Source organism: Rouxiella silvae (assembly GCF_002093625.1).
Taxonomy (GTDB): Bacteria; Pseudomonadota; Gammaproteobacteria; order Enterobacterales; family Enterobacteriaceae; genus Rouxiella; species Rouxiella silvae.
The window spans coordinates 14,197-31,157 of sequence record NZ_MRWD01000054.1 but is presented as its reverse complement, the minus strand read 5'-3'; the positions used below and the strand labels follow the sequence as shown (position 1 = coordinate 31,157).

General features: G+C 52.2%; 18 protein-coding genes. 6 read left to right on the top strand and 12 right to left on the bottom strand.

Annotated elements, in window-relative coordinates; genetic code table 11:
• Positions 1-130 precede the first annotated feature (130 nt).
• Both msrA and BS639_RS19340 read left to right on the top strand, forming a co-directional pair.
• Positions 131-778 (top strand): peptide-methionine (S)-S-oxide reductase MsrA, encoded by a 648-nt coding sequence (gene msrA / locus BS639_RS19345; RefSeq protein ID WP_055782393.1) that lies wholly within the window; start codon positions 131-133, stop codon positions 776-778.
• 207 nt (positions 779-985) lie between these two features.
• Positions 986-2,317, top strand: coding sequence for a hemolysin family protein (locus tag BS639_RS19340; protein ID WP_055782389.1), 1,332 nt, complete (start codon positions 986-988; stop codon positions 2,315-2,317).
• A 137-nt stretch (positions 2,318-2,454) separates the two neighbouring features.
• On the opposite strand, the gene BS639_RS19335 is transcribed toward BS639_RS19340, so the two are convergent.
• Positions 2,455-2,658 (bottom strand): DUF1107 domain-containing protein, encoded by a 204-nt coding sequence (locus tag BS639_RS19335; RefSeq protein ID WP_055782386.1) that lies wholly within the window; start codon positions 2,656-2,658, stop codon positions 2,455-2,457.
• Positions 2,659-3,076: 418 nt separating this feature from the next.
• On the opposite strand from BS639_RS19335, the gene BS639_RS19330 reads away from it, so the two are divergent.
• The gene (locus BS639_RS19330) at positions 3,077-3,634 is read left to right on the top strand and encodes a YtfJ family protein (protein WP_055782384.1); all 558 of its coding nucleotides are present in this window, start codon (positions 3,077-3,079) and stop codon (positions 3,632-3,634) included.
• Positions 3,635-3,699: 65 nt separating this feature from the next.
• Here BS639_RS19330 and cysQ read toward each other — a convergent pair whose 3' ends face one another.
• Positions 3,700-4,443, bottom strand: a complete 744-nt coding sequence (cysQ, locus tag BS639_RS19325) for a 3'(2'),5'-bisphosphate nucleotidase CysQ (protein ID WP_084984067.1) — start codon at positions 4,441-4,443, stop codon at positions 3,700-3,702.
• A 259-nt stretch (positions 4,444-4,702) separates the two neighbouring features.
• Between cysQ and BS639_RS19320 the strand changes: the two genes are divergently transcribed.
• Positions 4,703-6,661: a bifunctional 2',3'-cyclic-nucleotide 2'-phosphodiesterase/3'-nucleotidase gene (locus BS639_RS19320; RefSeq protein WP_084984066.1), complete on the top strand. Its 1,959-nt coding sequence runs from the start codon at positions 4,703-4,705 to the stop codon at positions 6,659-6,661.
• A gap of 73 nt (positions 6,662-6,734) precedes the next feature.
• Here BS639_RS19320 and fklB read toward each other — a convergent pair whose 3' ends face one another.
• Positions 6,735-7,355 (bottom strand): FKBP-type peptidyl-prolyl cis-trans isomerase, encoded by a 621-nt coding sequence (gene fklB / locus BS639_RS19315; protein WP_084984065.1) that lies wholly within the window; start codon positions 7,353-7,355, stop codon positions 6,735-6,737.
• A gap of 194 nt (positions 7,356-7,549) precedes the next feature.
• On the opposite strand from fklB, the gene BS639_RS19310 reads away from it, so the two are divergent.
• Positions 7,550-8,266: an OapA family protein gene (locus BS639_RS19310; protein ID WP_055782367.1), complete on the top strand. Its 717-nt coding sequence runs from the start codon at positions 7,550-7,552 to the stop codon at positions 8,264-8,266.
• Between the two features lie 71 nt (positions 8,267-8,337).
• Here BS639_RS19310 and rplI read toward each other — a convergent pair whose 3' ends face one another.
• From rplI to yjfP, 5 genes are all read right to left on the bottom strand, one after another.
• Positions 8,338-8,790 carry a 50S ribosomal protein L9 gene (gene rplI, locus BS639_RS19305; RefSeq protein ID WP_055782364.1) on the bottom strand — a complete coding sequence of 151 codons (453 nt, stop codon included), beginning with the start codon at positions 8,788-8,790 and terminating at the stop codon, positions 8,338-8,340.
• Between the two features lie 39 nt (positions 8,791-8,829).
• Positions 8,830-9,057, bottom strand: a complete 228-nt coding sequence (gene rpsR / locus BS639_RS19300) for a 30S ribosomal protein S18 (protein WP_004392491.1) — start codon at positions 9,055-9,057, stop codon at positions 8,830-8,832.
• A 4-nt stretch (positions 9,058-9,061) separates the two neighbouring features.
• Positions 9,062-9,376, bottom strand: a complete 315-nt coding sequence (gene priB, locus BS639_RS19295) for a primosomal replication protein N (protein WP_071988424.1) — start codon at positions 9,374-9,376, stop codon at positions 9,062-9,064.
• 8 nt (positions 9,377-9,384) lie between these two features.
• The gene (rpsF, locus tag BS639_RS19290) at positions 9,385-9,777 is read right to left on the bottom strand and encodes a 30S ribosomal protein S6 (protein ID WP_017492198.1); all 393 of its coding nucleotides are present in this window, start codon (positions 9,775-9,777) and stop codon (positions 9,385-9,387) included.
• A gap of 181 nt (positions 9,778-9,958) precedes the next feature.
• Entirely contained in the window at positions 9,959-10,708 is a 750-nt protein-coding gene (yjfP, locus tag BS639_RS19285; protein WP_084984064.1) for an esterase, read from the bottom strand.
• Between the two features lie 192 nt (positions 10,709-10,900).
• Between yjfP and bsmA the strand changes: the two genes are divergently transcribed.
• Entirely contained in the window at positions 10,901-11,224 is a 324-nt protein-coding gene (gene bsmA / locus BS639_RS19280; RefSeq protein ID WP_055782355.1) for a biofilm peroxide resistance protein BsmA, read from the top strand.
• Between the two features lie 30 nt (positions 11,225-11,254).
• Here bsmA and BS639_RS19275 read toward each other — a convergent pair whose 3' ends face one another.
• The 4 genes from BS639_RS19275 to nsrR form a co-directional block, all read right to left on the bottom strand.
• Positions 11,255-12,886 (bottom strand): isovaleryl-CoA dehydrogenase, encoded by a 1,632-nt coding sequence (locus tag BS639_RS19275; protein ID WP_084984063.1) that lies wholly within the window; start codon positions 12,884-12,886, stop codon positions 11,255-11,257.
• 162 nt (positions 12,887-13,048) lie between these two features.
• Positions 13,049-13,795: a 23S rRNA (guanosine(2251)-2'-O)-methyltransferase RlmB gene (gene rlmB / locus BS639_RS19270; protein WP_055782348.1), complete on the bottom strand. Its 747-nt coding sequence runs from the start codon at positions 13,793-13,795 to the stop codon at positions 13,049-13,051.
• Positions 13,796-13,926: 131 nt separating this feature from the next.
• Positions 13,927-16,482 carry a ribonuclease R gene (gene rnr / locus BS639_RS19265; protein ID WP_055782943.1) on the bottom strand — a complete coding sequence of 852 codons (2,556 nt, stop codon included), beginning with the start codon at positions 16,480-16,482 and terminating at the stop codon, positions 13,927-13,929.
• A 41-nt stretch (positions 16,483-16,523) separates the two neighbouring features.
• The gene (gene nsrR / locus BS639_RS19260) at positions 16,524-16,949 is read right to left on the bottom strand and encodes a nitric oxide-sensing transcriptional repressor NsrR (RefSeq protein WP_055782345.1); all 426 of its coding nucleotides are present in this window, start codon (positions 16,947-16,949) and stop codon (positions 16,524-16,526) included.
• Positions 16,950-16,961: the final 12 nt, after the last annotated feature.

Genomic DNA, 16,961 nt, shown 5'->3' with positions numbered 1-16,961 from the left:
GTTTCATTATCCTGTTAAAATAGCTATGCAAATCGTCGCCGTAGTACGATGTGCATAAGGTGCTATTGTGTGCAAAGACACTATCAGATACAACCAACAACTTTAATGAATAATATGACTGGAGTCTCTCGTGGTCCAACTCTCAGATAAAACACAGGCAATTACAAAAGAAGCTGCGCTGCCAGGCCGCACTACGCCGATGCCGGTCGCCACGCTTCACGCCGTTAACGGCCATTCCATGACCCACGTTCCTGATAACATGCAGGTTGCCATTTTCGCAATGGGCTGCTTTTGGGGCGTAGAGAGACTTTTCTGGCAGTTGGACGGCGTTTATAGCACTGGGGCAGGCTACGCGGGAGGATTTACGCCTAATCCAACTTACCGCGAAGTGTGCAGCGGTCAAACCGGCCATGCCGAAGTGGTGCGCGTAGTGTTTGATCCCGCAATAATCAGCTATGAACAGCTGCTGCAAACGTTTTGGGAAAATCATGACCCTGCACAGGGCATGCGCCAAGGCGGAGACATTGGCACCCAGTATCGTTCAGCAATCTACGTGCTCAGCAGTGAACAGCAGGACGCGGCGCTGGCGAGCTTTACACGTTTTCAGCAGGCCATGCTGGCGGCCAACGACAGCCGTCGCATCACCACTGAAATCACTGAAGCGCTGCCCTTTTACTACGCTGAAGATGACCATCAGCAATATCTGTATAAAAATCCACATGGCTACTGCGGACTCGGCGGAATTGGCGTGTGTCTGCCACCACAGCTTCAGAACTGATTCAGGCGCAGGTAAAACGGCCAGAGATTCAGCAGTGGCGGTTATATCACTGGCACTGCTATACTATGCGGGCCGCAATCGCGGCCCGGTAAATACGTTTCTTGCTGTTATCTTAGCTTTTATCACCTTCGCGTGATTTTTCTTTTAACAATACCAAACGATTTACCTTCCCTGTCGGCCCTGGCGCCGGTGTTAAACGGATAGACTATGTTAAACAGTATCTTACTGATTCTTTTATTAATCGCGATCAGTGCATTTTTCTCCCTTTCGGAGATATCACTGGCCGCCTCACGTAAAATCAAACTCAAAATTTTGGCAGATGAAGGAAACATCAACGCCAAACACGTTCTTAAAATGCAAGAAACCCCAGGACTGTTCTTTACCGTAGTACAGATTGGGCTTAACGCCGTGGCCATCCTCGGTGGTATCGTCGGCGACGCCGCGTTCTCTCCAGCATTTCAACTCTTTTTCGAGAGGTTCATGTCACCCGAACTTGCCGATCAAGTCAGCTTTATCTGCTCATTCGTTCTCGTCACCAGCTTGTTCATTTTGTTCGCTGACCTGACACCGAAGCGCATCGGTATGATTTCACCCGAAATTGTTGCCGTTCGGATAGTCAACCCGATGCGTTTCTGCCTGTTTGTATGCCGGCCTTTGGTCTGGTTCTTTAACGGACTGGCAAACGTCATTTTTCGCCTGTTCAAGCTGCCAACCGTGCGCAACGACGACATCACTTCCGACGATATTTATGCGGTGGTCGAAGCCGGTGCCTTGGCCGGAGTGTTACGCAAGCAGGAACATGAGCTGATTGAAAACGTGTTTGAGCTTGAATCACGCACCGTGCCGTCTTCGATGACTTCCCGCGAGAGCGTTATTTATTTTGACCTGCGCGAAAGTGAAGACAGCATCAAAAACAAGATCTCTACCCATCCACACTCCAAGTTTTTAGTCTGTGACGGGCAAATTGATCAGGTTGTTGGCTATGTGGACTCAAAAGACCTGCTGAACCGCGTACTGGGTAATCAAAGCCTGATGCTGAGCAGCGGCGTGCAAATCCGCTCGGCACTCATCGTTCCCGATACGTTGACCCTGTCTGAAGCGCTTGAAAGTTTTAAAACGGCGGGTGAAGACTTCGCAGTCATTCTTAACGAGTACGCGTTAGTGGTGGGCATCATTACCCTCAACGACGTGATGACCACTCTGATGGGCGACCTGGTAGGTCAGGGCATGGAAGAGCAAATTGTGGCACGCGACGAGAACTCGTGGCTCATCGAAGGCGGAACGCCAATCGAAGACGTGATGCGCGTGCTGCATATTGAAGACTTCCCGCAGTCAGGCAATTACGAAACCATCGGCGGCTTTATGATGTTTATGCTGCGTAAAATTCCTAAGCGCACTGACTTTGTGAAATTTGCCGGCTTCAAATTTGAGGTAGTGGACATCGACAGTTATAAAATTGACCAGCTGTTGGTGACGAGAATAACCGATAAGCCTGTGACACCTCTGTTGCCGAAATCGCCGCAGGATATTGCCGATTAGTCTGCGCTTGCACTGTTATAAAAAACAAAAGGCCGCGAAAGAATCGCGGCCTTTTCTGTTTTGGCGTAAAACCAATAAGTTATTGCTAATATCTTGAAAATTAATACAAATAAAGCGTGAACGGCGCGTTGTCGGTTTTAGGCATTAAGCTGCAAATGCATAACCTGCTTGTTCACTTCTGACATCACGCTGAAATGGCGCTTGTCGCGAATTTTTGGCAACAAAATCTTGCCTTGATCGAACTCAAATGCCCCGACATCTTTGATGTACAGGCGGCCTCTGAACAACGTTTTCACATATTTCGCCACCATCAGTGGGTTATAACGTTGGAAGATCCTCATTTTATTTCTTTTTCCTCCCTTTTAGTATCTCGCATGCTCAGACTCAACTCTGACCAAAAGAATGAGTACAGATTGTCTGAGTGGTACTTCAAATACACTGAGTAGACCTCGAAGGTACCACCCAGTTCCCTTTACACCAGTCCATTTCACTACTTTTACACACGTTGACGATACTGACGTTCAGTTTTAAAACGCTGGGCAGTGTAACCCTTCAATATGTACCGGATATTACAGCGCATTAATTTTTCACTATTCTACAGTCTGCCACCATCGGACAAAATCCAAATTTTTGCTAAGGACAGCACATTGTTGACGTTTCAACAGGACAGACCACTTCAAAGCATTCTATGCTTCTCACAGTGTGCACCACCACTTACCTCACAAACAGCCTCCCTTACCGAAATTGACAGGAGAATCTATGCTCGTTAAGTGTTTATCAATTATAGCCTGCTTATCAGTTTCATTTATGGTTTCAGCCCACAATTTTGACATCGGCAAACGCGTAAACGCTGTCGGCATTGACGATAAGGGGGAGCTCAATTACATCAATGGTGAATTTAGCTACAGTAAATGGAACAGCGCCAAGCTGCCGGGCAAGGTTCGTATCCTGCAGCACATTGCTGGGCGTACTTCTGCTCGAGAAATGAACGAACCCTTGATTGAAGCGATAAGAAAAGACAACCTGCCGCGCGACCGCTACCAGACCACCACCATTGTGAACGCCGACGATGCCATCATTGGCAGCGGATTGTTTGTACGCCATAGCATAGAGGGCGGTAAAAAGGAGTTCCCGTGGTCGCAGGTCATCGTCGACAGCAACGGCGTGGCGCAAAGGGCCTGGGCGCTACAAAGTCAAAGTTCGGCCATTGTGGTGCTGGATAAAGACGGCATCGTGCATTTTGCAAAAGAGGGTGCGTTAACGCCTGAAGAGGTGCGTAAGGTGATTGATACTGTGAACCAGCTGGTGAAAGAGTAGGAAGAGGATCAGCGAAAAGTAAAAGCGCACGGCGGCGCTTTTACTTATTATCTCGTGATAAAAGCTTAAAACAGCGAGACGCGGAAGCCTGGATTGAGAAACGACTCTTTAGGCACATAGGTCAGCGTCTGTCCCTGCCAGTCAGTAACGGTGGCACCCGCGGCGTTGGCGACGGCGTGACCCGCAGCGGTATCCCACACTGAGGTCGGTCCAAAGCGAGGATAAAGCTGAGCAGAGCCTTCCGCCACCAGACAGAACTTGAGCGATGAACCGATAGTCACGGTTTGATGCTCGCCAAGCTGCGCCAAATAATCCTGCAGCTCTTGGTCATTACTGTGTGAACGGCTCACTACCACCAGCGGCGGATGTGCTTCGCGTGCGGTGATTTCAACGCGCTGGCCATTTTCTTCTTTCCATGCTTTACCCTCAGCCGCCGCGTACATCACGCCGGTGACCGGCACATATACCACACCGAGCACCGGATTACCGTCCTCAATCAATGCGATATTGACCGTGAACTCGCCGTTACGTTTAAGAAACTCTTTGGTGCCGTCTAAGGGATCGACTAGCCAGAAACGTGTCCAGTTTTGGCGCACGGACCAAGAAGGAGGGTCTTCTTCAGACAACAGCGGAATGTGTGCGTCCAGCGCCTGCAGGCCCTTTTTAATGACGTTGTGCGCGGCGATATCTGCCGCCGTGACCGGAGAATCATCATGCTTCTGCCGTGCGTGGAGCGGCTGCTCACCGTCGTACACCTTCATAATCGCGTCACCTGCATCACGCGCGAGCTGGCAAATTTGTTCCAACATTCTGCACCTCAGTACTTAATCTATGAATTTATCATCTTTGATTAAGCCTAGTTTTTTTTGCCGTGAATAGCTATCTCGGATGCAGATTCTGTTAATGAATTAATTTCAAAGGTATTTTCTTTAGCGCCCCACATCGCAAGCTTGAGGCAGTAAATCGATTAAGATCACATTTTCTGGTGACAACTGGTTACATTCTCTAATATTTTTGAGATACATGTCGTGTTTACTCCCCCCTTTTACCTCTGACGGAGCCAATGTCATGCTTAAGCGTCACCTGAAACTTTCTGCACTCGCCCTGCTGGTTGCGGCGAGTACTGCCCATGCAGCAACGGTCGATTTGCGCATTATGGAAACCACCGACCTGCACAGCAATATGATGGACTTCGACTATTACAAAGATAAACCTACCGACAAGTTTGGTCTGGTACGCACCGCCACCCTGATTGAGGCGGCGCGGAGCGAAGTCAAAAACTCAGTGCTGGTTGATAATGGTGACGTGATTCAAGGCAGCCCGCTCGGCGACTATATGGCAGCTAAAGGGCTAAAAACCGGCGAAGTTCATCCCGTTTATAAGGCCATGAATACGCTGGACTACGCCGTGGGAAATCTGGGAAATCACGAGTTTAACTACGGCCTGGACTATCTGAAAAAAGCGTTGGCCGGGGCGAAATTCCCTTATATCAATGCCAATGTGATTGATGATAAAACCGGTAAGCCGCTGTTTACCCCGTTTATCATTACCAATAATAAGGTAACGGACAGCGAAGGCAAAACGCACAACCTGCGCATCGGCTACATCGGTTTTGTCCCACCGCAGATTATGGTGTGGGACAAAGCTAATCTGCAGGGCAAAGTCACCGTGGCCGACATTACAGAGACCGCCAAAAAATGGCTGCCGGAGATGCGCAAACAGGGTGCGGATATTATTGTCGCCATTCCCCACTCCGGCCTCTCCGCCGAACCTTACAAAACACTGGCTGAAAATTCGGTCTATTACCTCAGCCAAATTAAAGGCATCGACGCCATTATGTTTGGCCACGCCCACGCAGTGTTCCCAAGCGAAGAGTTTGCCAATATCAAAGGGGCAGACATTAAACAGGGAACCTTGAACGGCGTTCCTGCCGTGATGCCCGGCATGTGGGGCGATCACCTCGGAGTGATCGACTTAGTGATCAACGACGACGACGGCGGCTGGAAAGTCACCCAGAGTAAGGCGGAAGCGAGACCCATCTTCGATAAAGTGGGTAAAAAATCGCTCGCTGCAGAGGATCCAAAACTGGTGAAAGTGCTCGCGGCCGATCATAGCGCCACCCGCGAGTTTGTCAGTCAACCGATCGGTAAATCAACAGCCAACATGTACAGCTACCTGTCACTGGTGCAGGATGATCCTACTGTGCAAATCGTTAACAATGCGCAGAAGGCGTACACCGAGCACTTTATCCAGGGCGATCCGGACTTGGCCGATCTGCCAGTGCTTTCTGCCGCTGCACCGTTTAAAGCCGGCGGGCGCAAAAACGATCCGGCCAGCTTTGTCGAGGTCGAAAAAGGTCCGCTGACCTTCCGCAACGCCGCCGACCTCTATCTCTACCCGAATACGTTGGTCGTGATGAAAGTGACCGGCCAGGAAGTGAAAGACTGGCTAGAATGTTCGGCCGGTCAGTTTAATCAGATTGACGTCAACAGTAGCAAGCCGCAGTCGCTGATCAACTGGGACGGTTTTCGTACCTATAATTTTGACGTGATCGACGGCGTAAAATACCAGATTGATGTCACTCAGCCTGCACGTTTTGACGGCGACTGCACTCTGCAAAACAAAAACGCCGAACGCATCAAGAACCTGACTTATCAGGGCAAGCCAGTGCGTGCTGATGCAGTGTTCCTGGTGGCGACCAATAACTATCGCGCCTACGGCGGTAAATTTGCCGGTACAGGCGACAAGCATATCGCCTTCGCCTCGCCGGATGAAAACCGCGCCGTGCTGGCCGCCTACATCAGCGCCGAGACCAAAAAACACGGCGCTGTCACGCCAAGTGCCGATAATAACTGGCGTCTGGCGCCGATAGTCGCCAGACAGCCGCTGGATATCCGTTTTGAAACCTCGCCGGACCCGAAAGCCGCCGAATTTATCAAAACGCAGGCCCAGTATCCGATGACACCGAAAGGCACCGACGCCGTGGGCTTCGCCGTTTATCAGATAGATTTGCAGTCCAAAGGCTAACAGCCTGAACCTGTAGCAACAAAAAAGGCGCCGAAGGCGCCTTTTTTATGCTTACTTTCTGCAATCGTTACGATTACAGAATTTCCAGCAACTCGACTTCAAAAGTCAGTGCGCTGAATGGAGGGATGGATGCACCTGCACCACGCTCGCCGTAGGCCAAGTTGTGAGGGATAAACAGCTCCCACTTGGAACCCACTGGCATCAGGGTCAGTGCTTCAATCCAGCCAGCGATAACACCGTTAACTGGGAACTCGGCTGGCTCACCGCGCTGTACGGAGCTGTCGAACACGGTACCGTCGATAAGCTTACCGGTGTAGTGAACGCGAACGCGATCCTGACGACCTGGAATAGGACCTTCGCCCTGAGTCATCACCGAGAATTGCAGACCTGACTCAGTGCTGGTCACGCCTTCGCGCTGCGCGTTGGCAGCCAGGAATTCCTGACCTTCAACGGCCAATGCTTCCTGACGCTCACGACGTACGGCATCGGCACGCTCGTGAACTTCGCGCAGTGCGCGGTGAACCACATCCACTGGCACAGCAGGGGTGTTCCCTTCTAGCGCATCGCGTAAGCCTGCAAGAAGTGCGTCAGGCTCGAGGCCCTGTAAACCAGATTCCTGCAGCTGCTGACCGACCTGCAAGCCGATACCGTAACTTGCCTGCGCTTCAACGCTGTCAAATGAAGGGGTTGTCATGGAATTTCCTTTAATCATAAAAAGTCGAAGACGCAGCATAACAGCGCAGGACTTTTGGGTAAAATGTTACAACGAAAATCCACGCTTCTGTCGCTATCCTGGAGCACTGTGAAGCAGCTATACTTAGGGTTAATAACAAGTCGACCAATTTACATCTGATTTTATTGACATTACGCGCAACAAGAGAGGTTGTCATGGGCAAATACCCGCCCAGGAGAAGGAAGGCCACACGCATTTATCAACCGATGTTGAGATCGTGGATTTCGATTATGCAAAAGCCGTTGCAAAAGAGAGCCCCAGAAGTAGAGACAGACACAGAAATAGCGCAGGATGAAGAAGTTGATACACAAACCGCTGGGCGTCCGGTGTTGAAGCCCAAGTCTCGGTCACTGTTCGACAAGATTTGGCACTTCAGTGATGATTTCCACTGGATGGAACCGTTGCCCTATTTCCATCGCCGTTGGTTAATCATCAGCGTTATCGTGGTGTTGGTGGCGCTGCTTTGGCCCTATTCGCCAGAGAATACCTACGCACCTTCAGATCGCTCGACCTCAATTCCGATGCAGGCCGATTTGCGTAATGAACAGGGACGCACCACGCAGATGCAGTCCGATAACGCCGCTCAGCCATCGGCTTCGCAGAATCAAGGAAACTGGAGAAGTTATCAGGTGCAGCCTGGGCAAACATTGGCCCAGCTGTTTCGTGATAACAATCTGATCGTTAATGACGTTTTTGCCATGGCACAGGTGGAGGGAAACGACAAACCACTGAGCAACCTTCACGCCGGTCAGCAGGTGAGAATTCAGCTCAATGCCCAGGGCGTAGTGACCGAGCTGCAGGTGACTAACGATCAGAACGCCACCGTGACTTTCTCACGCCAGTCAGACGGCAGCTACCAGCGCCAACGCTAAAAACTTCACCGCTTAAAATGCAAAACGCCGGCACAAGGCCGGCGTTCTGACGGATTGCTTAACGCGTAATATTACGCTTCAGCAACCACAACTACGTTCAGCTTGGCAAACACGTCGCTGTGAACTTGGAAGTCCACTTCGTGTTCACCCAGAGTGCGCAGAACGCCCTCTGGCAGACGAACTTCGCTCTTGGAAACCTTAACACCAGCCGCAGATACTGCGTCAGCGATGTCACGGGTACCGATAGAGCCGAACAGTTTACCTTCGTCGCCTGCTTTAGACGCGATGGTAACAGAGCCCAGTTCGTTGATGCTGGTTGCGCGAGCTTCAGCGGCGCCCAGAACGTCAGCCAGTTTGGCTTCCAGTTCTGCACGACGTGCTTCGAAATACTCAACGTTTTTCTTGGTAGCAGGAACAGCTTTGCCCTGTGGTACCAGGAAGTTACGAGCATAGCCCGCTTTAACGTTAACTTGATCACCCAGGCTGCCCAGGTTTGCTACTTTATCAAGCAGAATAACTTGCATTACCTTAACCTCTCAAAGTCGTTTATGGACAGTGGCCTATTACTGATGACGATCAGTATATGGCAACAAAGAAAGGTAGCGAGCGCGCTTGATACAACGAGCGAGCTGACGCTGGTATTTTGCACGAGTCCCAGTGATACGGCTCGGTACAATTTTACCACTTTCGGTAACGTAGTTTTTCAGCGTAGCGATATCTTTATAATCGATCTCTACAACGCCTTCCGCGGTGAAACGGCAGAACTTGCGACGACGGAAATAACGTGCCATTAGGCTAGTCTCCAGAATCTATCAAATCAATCTGCTCGGCATGTAACACCACTTTGTTCAGTCCATTGCGACCTTGATGGCAGCTAATGAATCCGGAAACAGTGAGTTGCGTGCCGACCGTTATACTGTGAGTTAATGCTTGTGACTGATGTCCACTAACAACCACGGGCATTCTGCACCATGCTTGTCGGTTAAATCCGGCTTCCTGTTGCTGCGAGCGATGCTCAAGCACAAACTGGCAGTGAGGAATACCCGATGGACTGACTTTACGAATGGGGGTCTTGCACACAGTGCCAGACAGCTCCAGGCGATTAGTCATCACAATAATTACTCTTCAGAATCCCCAGCTTCGGAATCATCGTTAGCTTCGGCGAAATCTTCACGACGCTCACGGCGTTCGTCTTTCGCTTTAACCATTGGTGAAGCTTCAGTTACGGCGTGTTTAGTGCGCATAACCATGCTACGGATAACGGCGTCGTTGAAGCGGAAGTTAGTTTCCAGCTCATCGATCGCTTCCTGCGGAGCTTCAACGTTCAGCAGAACGTAGTGGGCTTTGTGCAGTTTATTGATCGGGTAAGCCAGCTGACGACGACCCCAGTCTTCCAGACGGTGAATCTGACCCGCAGCGTTAGTGATTACAGCACTGTAACGCTCGATCATGCCCGGAACCTGTTCGCTCTGGTCAGGGTGAACCATAAATACGATTTCGTAATGACGCATAGAATTGCTCCTTACGGATTATTCAGCCTCCTGTCAGGGTCAACCGTGGCCCATGGAAGCAAGGAACGTGTTATGTGTACGGCTGAAAAAATGACGCGCAATTATATGACTGGACGCTCAAAAACTCAAGCACCCAGTCTGATTAATTTTTCGACGTCGTACGGTGACCGTTTGGCGTGGTTTACAGATGGGCCGCGAAGAACTCGGTCGTGCGGATAGATGCGTAAACCGAAACGCGATGTTTGGCGGTGGGTTCGCTGATAAAGGTCAGATTAGGCGCATCATCATACGCCTCAAGCGCCTGCCTAAGCCTGGCACTTTCACCGAATGGCACCACGTCGTCCTGTTCGCCGTGCCACACCAACAGGGGTTTACTGGCGATAAGTGCCATTTTATCGCTGATATCCAGACTCAGCAGAAGCTCGGTTTGGTGCTCAAACGCCTCACGCGTCAGGCCGGTATCCATGCCAAACGAAGGATAAAGATGATCAGCCAGCGAGGCAAAATAGCCTGACCCCATTAAATTGGCCGCCACTTTTACCCACGGAAAGTGAGCCAGAGCCGCCATGGCGGTCATGCCGCCCATCGAAACCCCTCCGACGCCAAGGCGATTTTCATCGGCCAGGCCGCGGGCAACGAAGGTCTCTTTTAACAGCGCGAGGTCTGTGACATTAGTTTGCAAAATGCGCCAGAAGTTATTGAGCAACACGCTTTCATCAGGTTCGGCGCGGGCGCCGTGCATCAACGCATCGGGTAAAATGACCCGATAACCGGCTTTTGCCAGCGTGTATCCAAAGTAGGAGTAGATCTCTTTCGACGAGGTAAATCCGTGGTAGAAGAATACGGTGGGCAGTAAATCATGGTATTTTCCGGCAGGCACCGCGTGGATAAGCTGAATACCTTCAACGTTTTCCTCATACATCTCAACCATCTCTCGCTCCTTAAATTTGCAGGCCCGTTTGGGTCAGGTTGCCTGTAAGCTGACCGAATCATTTTATCCACCTGCAAAAAAGCCACCACTAACTTTTGGCTATTTTTTATATTCAAAATGACACACTATCGGATTCGCCAACGGCCTGTCTGCGGCGCTACACTGAGTCAGGCTTGTTGAGGAATAAAACCCATGAAAATGACCTTGTGCAATATCAGGCGCGTACTTGGCGCAGTCGTGTTACTCAGCGCGTTAAGCGCTTGCAGCGTTTTTGAAACCACGCCGACGCCGCCTCCTGCGCCGACCCACCACGCGCAGGAAGTGGTCAGAGCGCAAACCACCACCCTGACCAAGATAGGCACAGTTTCTGCCGATGCATTAGGCAGCCCGATGGACGTTGAGCGGGCGATTAAACACAAGGCCGACGAAGCGGGTGCGCATTACTACCTGATTCTGCTGGTCAGTGACAGTATTCGTCCGGGGCGCTGGTACTCGGAAGCAATCCTTTATAAATAAATGATAAAGTTGAGATTAATCGGCACACCGCTACTGTGCGCCGATAGCTCGCTCAAGAAGCTGCTGGCACAGCCGGTCATCAATCTGGCTGTCGCCGCAATCGTCAAGCGTCAGACGGCACCAGGCATCGGCCAGCGGGGGTGAAGAGTATTCCAGCATTTCTGCCGCGGCATAAAGATTAAACAGCTGACTGGCGATGACGCGCCCCATACCTTCATCTGCCCTTTTCAGCCGCTGGGCAAACTGTCGTATCGCTTTATCAAACAGGCGATTCTGACCGCGCGACTGATGCAACCGGTGTTGTACCTCCTCAACCGCCGACGGCATCTTTTTCAGGCTGCGCAGTACGTCAAGGCACATGACGTTGCCTGACCCTTCCCAAATACTGTTGACCGGCATTTCGCGATACAGCCGTGGCAGCTCACTTTCTTCGCAGTAGCCAATCCCGCCCAAGACTTCCATCGCCTCAGCCACAAAGGGGATCCCTTGACGGCAAATTTCGAACTTGGCGGCGGGAGTAAGTAATCGGCTTATCACCTGTTCGTGCGTATCGTTCACGCTCGCACGGGCGTGAGCCAAACGAAACAGCAACGCGGTCTGCCCTTCTAGACGTAGCGCCATTCGGCCCAGCACCTGACGCATTAACGCTTGTTCTATCAGGGGTTTGCCGAAAACTTGACGCTGAAAGGCGTGATACAGCGCCACGGAGAACGCTCGGCGCATTATGGCGTGGCTGCCGAGTGCGCAGTCAAACCGCGTATGGCCGCCCATTTTCAGGATGTGGCGCACGCCCTCACCTTCGTCGCCCAGCAGCCAACCGACGGCGTCGAAGAACTCAACCTCACTGCTGGCGTTGGAGCGATTCCCCAGCTTGTCTTTCAGACGCTGAATACGCACGCGATTACGCTCACCGTCGGGCAGAACTCGGGGTAAAAAGAAGCAGGAGAGTCCACCTTCGGCCTGTGCCAATACCAGATGCGCGTCACTCTGTGGTACTGAGAAAAACCACTTGTGCCCGACCAGTCGATAGGGTTTGCCCGGTCCGCGCCCCTCAACGGCGGTAGCAGTGGTGGTATTACTGAGCACGTCCGAACCGCCCTGCTTCTCCGTCATGCCCATGCCAATCAGCAGCCCGCGTTTTTTATCACCGGAGAGCAAATGTGCGTCATAGCGGTCTGAAAGCAGCGGTGTAAGCCAGCCGCTGAACTCGGCAGGCAAACTCTGCTGCAACAGAGGAATGGCACCGTGCGTCATGGTGACGGGGCAAAGCGTTCCTGCCTCAACCTGCGCGTGCAGCACAAAGCGGGCAGCGCGTGCCACGTACGAGCCAATGCGCGCGTCCTCTTCCCACGAGAGATTATGCACTCGATTGGCCACCAGACCCTGCATCAGCAGATGCCAGGCAGGATGAAAACGCACGTCGTCCAGCGGCTCTCCGGTTGGCTCGAAGCGCAGCAAATCAGGTGGATTAGCATTGGCCAGGCGCCCCAGCTCCAGCGACTCCGCCGAGCCGAGCTGCTGGCCCAGCGAGGCGAGCACGTCCAGGTCCCAGCCAGCATGTTGACGAACCACGGCTTCGCGCAACGCTGTATCAGAAAGGAAGAGATTACTGTTGTTTAAAGGCTTGGGTTGATTAAACACCCGGTGAGTTTCCCAGTTCATTACCACCTCCGTCATCCATAGCTTCAGGATTCAGTATGGTAAAAACTGATTTTTTTACCGCAGAGTGGATCACAAACAGGGGAAACGCCCGCAGCCGTGAAAGCTGCGGGAGAGGGATCAGGCCTGAGTTATTGTTTAAGTCGACCTTGCCAAAGCCGGCTATCAGCCTTTGGCTTTTACTGCACGCTGGCGAACCGCTTCAAACAGGCATACACCGGTTGCCACGGAGACGTTCAGTGATGAAACAGAACCGGCCATAGGGATGCTGATCAGTTCATCGCAGTGGTCACGCGTCAGGCGACGCATACCTTCGCCTTCAGCGCCCATCACCAGCGCCATCGGGCCGGTCATTTTGCTTTGGAACAAGGTGTGATCGGCTTCACCAGCGGTGCCAACGATCCAGACGTTGTGCTCCTGCAACACACGTAAGGTGCGCGCCAGGTTAGTGACGTTAATCAATGGCACGTTTTCAGCCGCGCCACTGGCCACTTTTTTCGCCGTAGCATTCAGCTTGGCCGAACGGTCGCGAGGCACAATCACTGCGTGGACACCGGCTGCATCGGCAGTACGTAGGCAGGCACCCAGATTATGTGGGTCAGTTACACCATCCAGCACCAGCAGGAAGGGAGATTCGAGACTCTCAAGCAGGGCCGGCAGATCGTTTTCCTGATACTGACGCCCCTCTTTTACCCGCGCAATGATCCCCTGATGGACCGCGCCCTCCGATTTGTCGTCCAGCCACTGACGGCTGGCAACCTGAATCACGATGCCGCTGGCTTCCAGATCGTCGATCAGCGGTTTTAGGCGTTTATCGTCACGGCCTTTCAGAATAAACACCTCCAGAAAGCGCTGCGGATCGTTGTCGAGTAAGGCTTTAACGGAATGAATACCGTAAATAATTTCGCTCATGATGCTCTTTAAAATAGGACTCTTTAAAAAAACATCATGCGGGCAAGTGCCCGCATGATGGAGTGATAGCTTAGTGGCTTAAGGCGATTCTATCATTGACTGACGCAGGCATCAGTCAATAAATACGCAGATTAAGATTCAACCTGTTTTTTTTTCGCCCGTTTGGCCTTGGTGGCCGCCGCTATTTTTTGGGTTTTATCAGAAGGCTTTTTGGCTTTCTTTGGCTTGCCGTCTTTACCGACCGCACTGACCACTTTAGCGCCTTTGCCTGCCTCAGCCTTCGCAGTTTCTGCTTTGCCGGTGCCCGCTCTTTTGGCTTTCGCCGGTTTGGCGGACTTGTCGCCCTCTTTGCGGAAGGCGCTATCAGGCTCAAAATTCACGTTCTTTTTAGCAGAACGACGGCGGCCTGCATTCGCTGCACCGGCGGGACGCATACTGCGTTCACCCCCCTTCTTGGCTCTGTCTCGTGCCGTTTTACCTTCACCGCGCGGTTTACGGGTGCTGGAAACCAGAGCGAAATCGATTTTGCGCTCGTCCATATGAACGGCCTCAACGCGAATTTCGACCGCATCACCCAGGCGATAAACGCTGCCTGAAGACTCACCGACCAAACGTTGGCCAATGTTGTCGTAGCGATAGTAGTCGTTGTCCAACGATGAAACGTGCACCAGCCCGTCGATAAACAGGTCCGCCAGACGGACAAAGAAGCCGAATCCGGTCACGCTGGAGATAATCCCGTTAAAGACCTCGCCCACGTGGTCCTGCATGAAGTCGCATTTCAGCCAGTCGGCCACGTTGCGGGTCGCTTCGTCGGCGCGGCGCTCTGCCGTTGAGCAGTGATCGCCCAACACCACCATTTCGTCGTAATCGCTGTGGTAACCGCCGGTCGGCGTCCAACGATCTTTCAGAGTCCCATGCTCCTTTGCCAGCACATATTTGATCGCGCGGTGCAGTGCCAGGTCAGGATAACGACGGATTGGCGAGGTAAAGTGGCCGTATGAAGTCAATGCCAGACCGAAGTGCCCACGGTTTTCCGGATCGTAAATCGCCTGCTTCATTGAACGCAGCAGCATGGTTTGCAGCATCTCGCGATCGGGGCGATCTTTTAGCTGATCCATGATGTCGGCGTAGTCTTTCGGCTCAGGCTTCAACCCGCCGCCCATGGTCAGGCTCAGCTCACCCAGCACGCTTCTCAGTGCAGAAATATGATCGTCGCTCGGACGGTCATGCACGCGGAACAGTGCCGGTTCGTTATGTTTTTCAACAAAACGCGCCGCCGAAATGTTCGCCATGATCATACATTCTTCAATCAGCTTGTGTGCGTCATTACGCACCGTCGCCTCAACGCGCTCAATGCGACGTTCGGCGTTGAAGATAAACTTGGCTTCTTCGGTTTCAAAGGCAATACCACCGCGTTCTGCACGCGCCTGGTCTAGCACTTTGTACATCTTGTGCAGCTCCTCCAGATGCTTAACCAGCGGAGAATACTGCTCACGCAGCTCTTCATTGCCTTCGATGATGTGCCAGACTTTGGTATAAGTCAGGCGCGCGTGGGAGCTCATCACCGCTTCGTAGAACTTGGAGGTGGTGAGTTTACCCGTGGCAGAAATGGTCATTTCGCAGACCATGCACAGTCTGTCGACCTGCGGGTTCAGCGAGCAGAGGCCGTTCGACAGCACTTCCGGCAGCATCGGTACCACTTGAGACGGGAAGTAAACCGAGGTAGCACGGCTGCGTGCTTCGGCGTCTAGTGCAGTGCCTGGGCGAACGTAATAACTGACGTCGGCGATGGCAACCCATAAACGCCATCCGCCACCGCGTTTTGCTTCACAGTAAACGGCATCATCAAAGTCACGCGCGTCTTCGCCGTCGATGGTGACCAGCGGCAAATTGCGCAGGTCAACGCGACCTTTTTTGGCCTCTTCAGGCACCAGCTCACTCAGACCAGCAACCTGTTTTTCAACCTGCGGCGGCCAGACGTGAGGAATTTCATGGGTACGCAGTGCGATATCAACCGCCATGCTGGTACCCATTTTGTCGCCGAGGACTTCAACGATTTTACCCACGGCCTTGGTGCGCCGCGTTGGGCGCTGAGTCAGTTCGACCACCACCATATAACCCATTCGCGCACCGTTTACCGCGTCGGCCGGGATAAGAATGTCGAAGCTTAGACGGCTGTCGTCGGGCACCACAAAACCTGCGCCCGCGTCGGTAAAGTAGCGGCCCACAATTTGGCTAACTTTAGGCACTACGACGCGAACAATACGCGCCTCACGACGGCCTTTGCGATCGGTTCCCACCGGCTGAGCCAGCACCACGTCGCCGTGAAGGCACATTTTCATCTGCTCGGCGGAGAGGTAGACGTCGTCTTTTTTCACGCCTTCAAGGCGCAGGAAGCCGTAGCCATCACGATGGCCAATCACGGTACCTTTCAGTAAATCCAGACGTTCAGGCAGTGCGTAGCATTGACGGCGAGTAAACACCAATTGACCATCGCGCTCCATCGCACGCAGACGGCGACGCAGCGCTTCCAGCGGCTCTTCACCTGACAGATTGAGTTCATTTGCCAGCTCTTCACGGCTGGCAGGCGTTTCGCGCTTGCCTAAATGTTCGAGAATAAATTCGCGGCTGGGGATAGGCGATTCGTATTTTTCTGCTTCCCGTTCCAGAAATGGATCTTGTGACATAGCGGTTCCTCCGTTGTCATCAGCAGTTTGTTGAAAATCTTTCATTCAACAAGCAATAATTTGTAGAGTTGAGAATTATCCTTGACCATATCGGCCAGCGTGTATTGATTCAACTCATCAAGAAAGTGTTCTACGGCTGTATGCAGTACCTGCTTTAAACGACATGCAGGGGTGATGTGGCAAAACTCTGCCGAACAATTAACCAAGGCTAACGGCTCCAGTTCACGGATGACGTTGCCCAATAAAATGGTCTCAGCCGGCTTACCCAGTCTGATCCCACCGTTTTTACCGCGCATTGCCGTGACCAATCCTGCCCGACTCAACTGATTAATAATTTTCACCATGTGATTACGCGAGACACCGTACACTTCGGTAACCTGCGAAATGTTGGTGAGCTGACCTTCAGGCAGCGATGCCATATAAATCAGCGCTCTTAAACCATAATCGGTAAAACTCGTTAACTGCACACTAACCTCTGG

Excerpts from the sequence above, each read along its gene's own strand:
- rnr (WP_055782943.1), bottom strand. The coding sequence starts at position 16,482 with ATGTCACAAGATCCATTTCTGGAACGGGAAGCAGAAAAATACGAATCG.
- yjfP (WP_084984064.1), bottom strand. The coding sequence starts at position 10,708 with ATGGTTGAGATGTATGAGGAAAACGTTGAAGGTATTCAGCTTATCCAC.
- BS639_RS19310 (WP_055782367.1), top strand. The coding sequence starts at position 7,550 with ATGGGCAAATACCCGCCCAGGAGAAGGAAGGCCACACGCATTTATCAA.
- fklB (WP_084984065.1), bottom strand. The coding sequence starts at position 7,355 with ATGACAACCCCTTCATTTGACAGCGTTGAAGCGCAGGCAAGTTACGGT.
- BS639_RS19275 (WP_084984063.1), bottom strand. The coding sequence starts at position 12,886 with ATGAACTGGGAAACTCACCGGGTGTTTAATCAACCCAAGCCTTTAAAC.
- priB (WP_071988424.1), bottom strand. The coding sequence starts at position 9,376 with ATGACTAATCGCCTGGAGCTGTCTGGCACTGTGTGCAAGACCCCCATT.
- rlmB (WP_055782348.1), bottom strand. The coding sequence starts at position 13,795 with ATGAGCGAAATTATTTACGGTATTCATTCCGTTAAAGCCTTACTCGAC.
- cysQ (WP_084984067.1), bottom strand. The coding sequence starts at position 4,443 with ATGTTGGAACAAATTTGCCAGCTCGCGCGTGATGCAGGTGACGCGATT.
- rpsF (WP_017492198.1), bottom strand. The coding sequence starts at position 9,777 with ATGCGTCATTACGAAATCGTATTTATGGTTCACCCTGACCAGAGCGAA.
- rplI (WP_055782364.1), bottom strand. The coding sequence starts at position 8,790 with ATGCAAGTTATTCTGCTTGATAAAGTAGCAAACCTGGGCAGCCTGGGT.
- BS639_RS19340 (WP_055782389.1), top strand. The coding sequence starts at position 986 with ATGTTAAACAGTATCTTACTGATTCTTTTATTAATCGCGATCAGTGCA.
- BS639_RS19335 (WP_055782386.1), bottom strand. The coding sequence starts at position 2,658 with ATGAGGATCTTCCAACGTTATAACCCACTGATGGTGGCGAAATATGTG.
- bsmA (WP_055782355.1), top strand. The coding sequence starts at position 10,901 with ATGAAAATGACCTTGTGCAATATCAGGCGCGTACTTGGCGCAGTCGTG.
- BS639_RS19320 (WP_084984066.1), top strand. The coding sequence starts at position 4,703 with ATGCTTAAGCGTCACCTGAAACTTTCTGCACTCGCCCTGCTGGTTGCG.
- rpsR (WP_004392491.1), bottom strand. The coding sequence starts at position 9,057 with ATGGCACGTTATTTCCGTCGTCGCAAGTTCTGCCGTTTCACCGCGGAA.
- BS639_RS19330 (WP_055782384.1), top strand. The coding sequence starts at position 3,077 with ATGCTCGTTAAGTGTTTATCAATTATAGCCTGCTTATCAGTTTCATTT.